Source organism: Leisingera caerulea DSM 24564, from assembly GCF_000473325.1.
GTDB classification, from domain to species: domain Bacteria; phylum Pseudomonadota; class Alphaproteobacteria; order Rhodobacterales; family Rhodobacteraceae; genus Leisingera; species Leisingera caerulea.
In genome coordinates, this window is sequence record NZ_KI421514.1 from 1 (window position 1) to 3,882 (window position 3,882).

Consider the following 3,882-nt stretch of genomic DNA (forward strand, 5'->3'; position numbering starts at 1 on the left):
GCGAAAGCGCTTCATGCGCGCGCTCCATGCGCTCCAGCTCATCGGCCGCGGTCTTGGCATCGTCGCCGATTTGACCCGCGAAGGTCTGCCCCGGCTGCTCTTGCGCTACGCTCCAAGTGCCTTCCAGCGCGGATTTCAGGTTCCCGATCTCGATTTCACCTTTGGCCAGCGCTTCGACAAGCCCCAGCAAGCCGTCTTCCCCGGTTTCACGCAAACGCCTTCCCGCCGCCGCCGCGTTCAACATGGCGGTGCGCAGCTGGTCATAAGCCCGCCGGATCTCGTCCTCCGTCTGAGCTTCCCCGATCGCTGCAAGCTCTTCCCCAAACAGGCCAATATCGCCAGCAATGGCGCGCATCCGATCACGCACGCTGTCAAGGTCCACATCGACAACGCCTTCCAGAGCATCATCGAACAGACCGATGATAGACGTGACCTCCTGACCGGCACCGGCAATCCCCTGCAATGTTTCCCAGACTTCAGAAAAAGTCTTGCTGCCGTCCTCCAAGCCGGACAGCGCAGCGAACATTTCATCAAAGACCGGGCCCAGATTCTCAAACCGCTGGGCATCCACATTGAACTCAGGCGCCGCGCCGGATCGGCGCTGCCGAACGAACTCAGCCTGGGCAACCCGGAAGGTATCAGCAAGCATCCGCCCGATGTGATCCCCGTTCAGCAGGCCGTCACCCTGGGCAACTCCCAAAAGCTCTTGCTGGGCCCGCTGGCTTGCTTCCAAGGCTGTCTGCACTGCAACACGGCCCTGCCTGATCATTTCCGCTGTGGTGGCTGTCACCTTGCCGGAAAGAGTGTCCTGGTCTTCGGCAGCTTGGCGGGACGCCTCTGCATACTGCCGGAGCGCTTCGGCTGCGTCCGAAGATGCGCTATCGGCGCCCTCCAGCGCATCAGCAGCCGTATCGATATCAAGGCCAAGCGCGGCGATGGAAGCGGCGGTGACGGCCAGACTGAGCGGGCCACCCATCAAGCCAGTGATTGCCCGGGCGGCAACCCCGAGGCGGGCCAGTGGCCCAAGAGCCCGCGTGGCCGAGGTGCCCACACCAGACACGGCGCCGGCCAATTCGACATAGGCCGCTCGCATTGCAATGCCGCGCGCGATCGCCAGCTTGATGCCGCGGCCGACCAGAACGACGACTAGCCCCTGGGCGACACGCTGCACGATTTCATCAACTTCCGCGAAGTTTTCCTGCAGGTAGCGCAGCGCGGCTGTGAAACGCTCCACAGAGGCCTCTGCGACATCCAGCCCCCCGTTTGACGTGGCTTCCAGCTGCAAGGCCTCCCATGCCGCCGACAGCTCCTTCAGCGCGCCCTCCAGGCCCTCCAGGCGAACTTCTGCCTGGTCCTGGGCTGACACCTGGGCAATGCCCGCTGCAAGATCTCTGAACCCCTCTCCGCCAGTTTCTGCAAGCGCTGCTGCCGTCCGGATGGCGTCGGTTCCGAAAATCGTCTGCAGCGCGCCGCTGCGGGCCTCATCGGACAGGCCTGCCAAGCCGCGCTGCAGTTCTTCGGCAATATCGGCCATCGCCTTCATGTTGCCTTGAGCGTCGAAGAATTCGAGCCCCAGCTCTGCCATGGCTTCCCTCGCAGGCTTACTCTGCGGAACCAGCCGCTGCAGGAACGTCTTGAAGCTGGTGCCCGCGTCAGACCCGGAAGCAAAGGCGGAAGCGGTGGCAGACAGCGAGGTCAGCAATTCGCTGTAATCCAGCCCTGCGCTGCCCGCTACGCCGCCCGCCTGGCCGATCGCAAGCCGCAGATCATCAAAGCCGAATTTGGACGTGAGCGCGGCCCCGGCAAGCGCATCCGCGATCGCTGGCAGCTCACGCGCCTCCAGCTTGAATTGCTGCATGACGTCGGTCACCAGATCCGCCGATGGCGCCAGCTGGCCGCCAAGCGCACCGGCAAGCGACAGAGTACCGTCAAGGGCACCGCCCAGGATCTCGGAAACTGTCAGACCATTCTTGGCCAGCACCTCGATCGCATCTGCAGATTGCGTTGCCGTGAAAGCCGTGGTGGCACCCATTTTCAGCGCCTTGGCGCTGAGGGCGTCCATTTCGTCGCCGCTGGCACGGGTGACGGCCTGCACACGCTTCATCGCGGCCTGGAACGTCTTTGCCACATCCAAAGAGGATTTGCCAAAGGCCACCAGGCCGCCGGCCAAAGCTGTGGTGCCAAGGAAACGCGACAGCCGCTGCAGGGCGGGCAGTTCCTGTGTGACCGAGCGCAGACCCTCCTTGAAGCCGCGGGCCGCATTGTCGGCCCTTTTCAGGCCATCAGAGGCGGGCTTTGCGGCCTTCTGGATCAGCTTCAGGGACTTCTCCCCCGTGATCCCGACAGTCTTTAGGTCGCGCTCCAGCTGCCGCTTGCCTTCAGCTGACAGGCGGATGACGTAGCTGCGTGCTGCAGTGCTCATTTCGCTTGGTGTTCCCTGCGTTCTGCAATCGCGCTCAAGATCCCAGCCTCAAGGTAAGGCAGAAACAGAGCCGAAAAGTCCGGATCAAGCCCGCGGCCGTTCATCAGCGCGAGGCATGCGGCGGCATCAATGCCGGTCACCCCGGCCATGCCGATCCGCAGCTGATTGGCCACATCATTTGCAGCCTCAGCAAAGGCGCGCCCTTCGATCGAGCGCGGCCTGTTATTGTCTTCGGGGCAAGCGCCCTCACCGCCGTATTTGCCGCAGGCGAATTCTTTTTCGCTTGAAGCGCATCCGGCACAGTGCTTCAGACCTCCGCTGAAGCGCCACTTGGCGAGGGCGCGGATCCGTTTCCCTCCTGCTCCACCATCTGGAAGGGCAGTAGAAGGTTTCGGGAAAGGTAGTCAGCCACCCCCGGATAGGTGTTCAGCAGAGTTTCAACATATCCGACTTCCAGAGGCGCGGGAGTTTCCCGCCCCTCCTCACCGGCCAGCAGGCCCGACCAAGCCCGGCAATAGCGCATGATCAGCAGCAGCAGCAGCGCATGATCAAAACGCCCTTGAATTTCATGCTCTACATCTGCCGGCATATCCTCATCATCAACGGCTTCAACCGCCATCTGTGCTGACATGGACAGGCTGGACCGCGCCATCTTGTGCGCCGCGGCCCGGGCTTCGCGGTATTGCGCGAAGGTGAACGGCTTGAAGTCGAAAGAGACCCCATAACCAACGGAAATGTTGCGCTCCTGATTAATGGAGCGCGCCAGACGCAGAGCCATGATGCCTCCGCTTACAGGTTGTTGTAGTCGGCAGTGCCGTTGCGCAGGGTTGCGCGCAGCACAGGCTGGCCCGCTGCAGGCCGGTTGGTGCGGAAGTTGAAGTTGCCACTCAGGTTGCCCCGGCCGCCGATCTGAAAACCGTTCCGCTCAAGGCGAATTGAGGGCGCCTCAATGCGCAGGAAGGAATCCGCTGTCAGCTGCCACGCCAGCGAGATCTTGAAGGCAGTGCCGGCATTCGCCAGGTCATAGATCTGCATGTCTTTGAACCGCAGCCCCACGGAGCCCTCCAGACCCCAGACACCATCATCGATACCCGCCGCCGTTGACAGGCCGTTCAGGCTCTCCTGATCAGGCTCGACCCCGCGGCTCAGCGTCAGATTGGCCTCGGTGATCGAGGCCGCGGGACCATCATCGATCTGACAGCTGCCAAGATAGCCGACCGGCACCGGGTCCGGCGCGTACTCAACCGGCGTTGCATCCAGGGTGGCCCCGGCGGTTTCCTCTTCACGGCCCATCAGATTGAAGGTTGCCCGCGCCCGCTCGCCGTTTTTCTGCGCACGGATATTCATGCTGGTATAGGCCAGGCTGTCCTGCACGAAATGCCTGTCTACACCGGCATGGCTGATGCCGTGCGTCGCAAGGCCCAGGGCAGGAAGAGCGGACGTCGAAAACACATGCTCCC

4 protein-coding genes are annotated in these 3,882 nt (G+C 62.8%); all 4 read right to left on the minus strand.

Translation table 11 applies throughout. From position 1 onward, the window contains the following. Positions 1–2,422 (minus strand): phage tail tape measure protein (locus CAER_RS0124475; protein ID WP_027237837.1); only part of this gene is annotated, 2,422 nt, incomplete at its 3' end. Beyond that, positions 2,419–2,571, minus strand: a complete 153-nt coding sequence (locus tag CAER_RS29915; RefSeq protein ID WP_154667855.1) for a DUF7697 family protein — start codon at positions 2,569–2,571, stop codon at positions 2,419–2,421. The genes CAER_RS0124475 and CAER_RS29915, both read right to left, overlap by 4 nt. A gap of 158 nt (positions 2,572–2,729) precedes the next feature. Then, on the minus strand, positions 2,730–3,200 hold the full coding sequence (locus tag CAER_RS0124485) for a hypothetical protein (protein WP_027237838.1): 471 nt from the start codon (positions 3,198–3,200) through the stop codon (positions 2,730–2,732). A gap of 11 nt (positions 3,201–3,211) precedes the next feature. Then, a partial coding sequence (locus CAER_RS28475) for a phage tail tube protein (RefSeq protein ID WP_161631109.1) occupies positions 3,212–3,882 on the minus strand: 671 nt, incomplete at its 5' end.

Coding starts and splice junctions, on each gene's coding strand:
- CAER_RS0124485 (WP_027237838.1), bottom strand. CDS start 3,200: ATGGCTCTGCGTCTGGCGCGCTCCATTAATCAGGAGCGCAACATTTCC.
- CAER_RS29915 (WP_154667855.1), bottom strand. CDS start 2,571: ATGGCCGGGGTGACCGGCATTGATGCCGCCGCATGCCTCGCGCTGATG.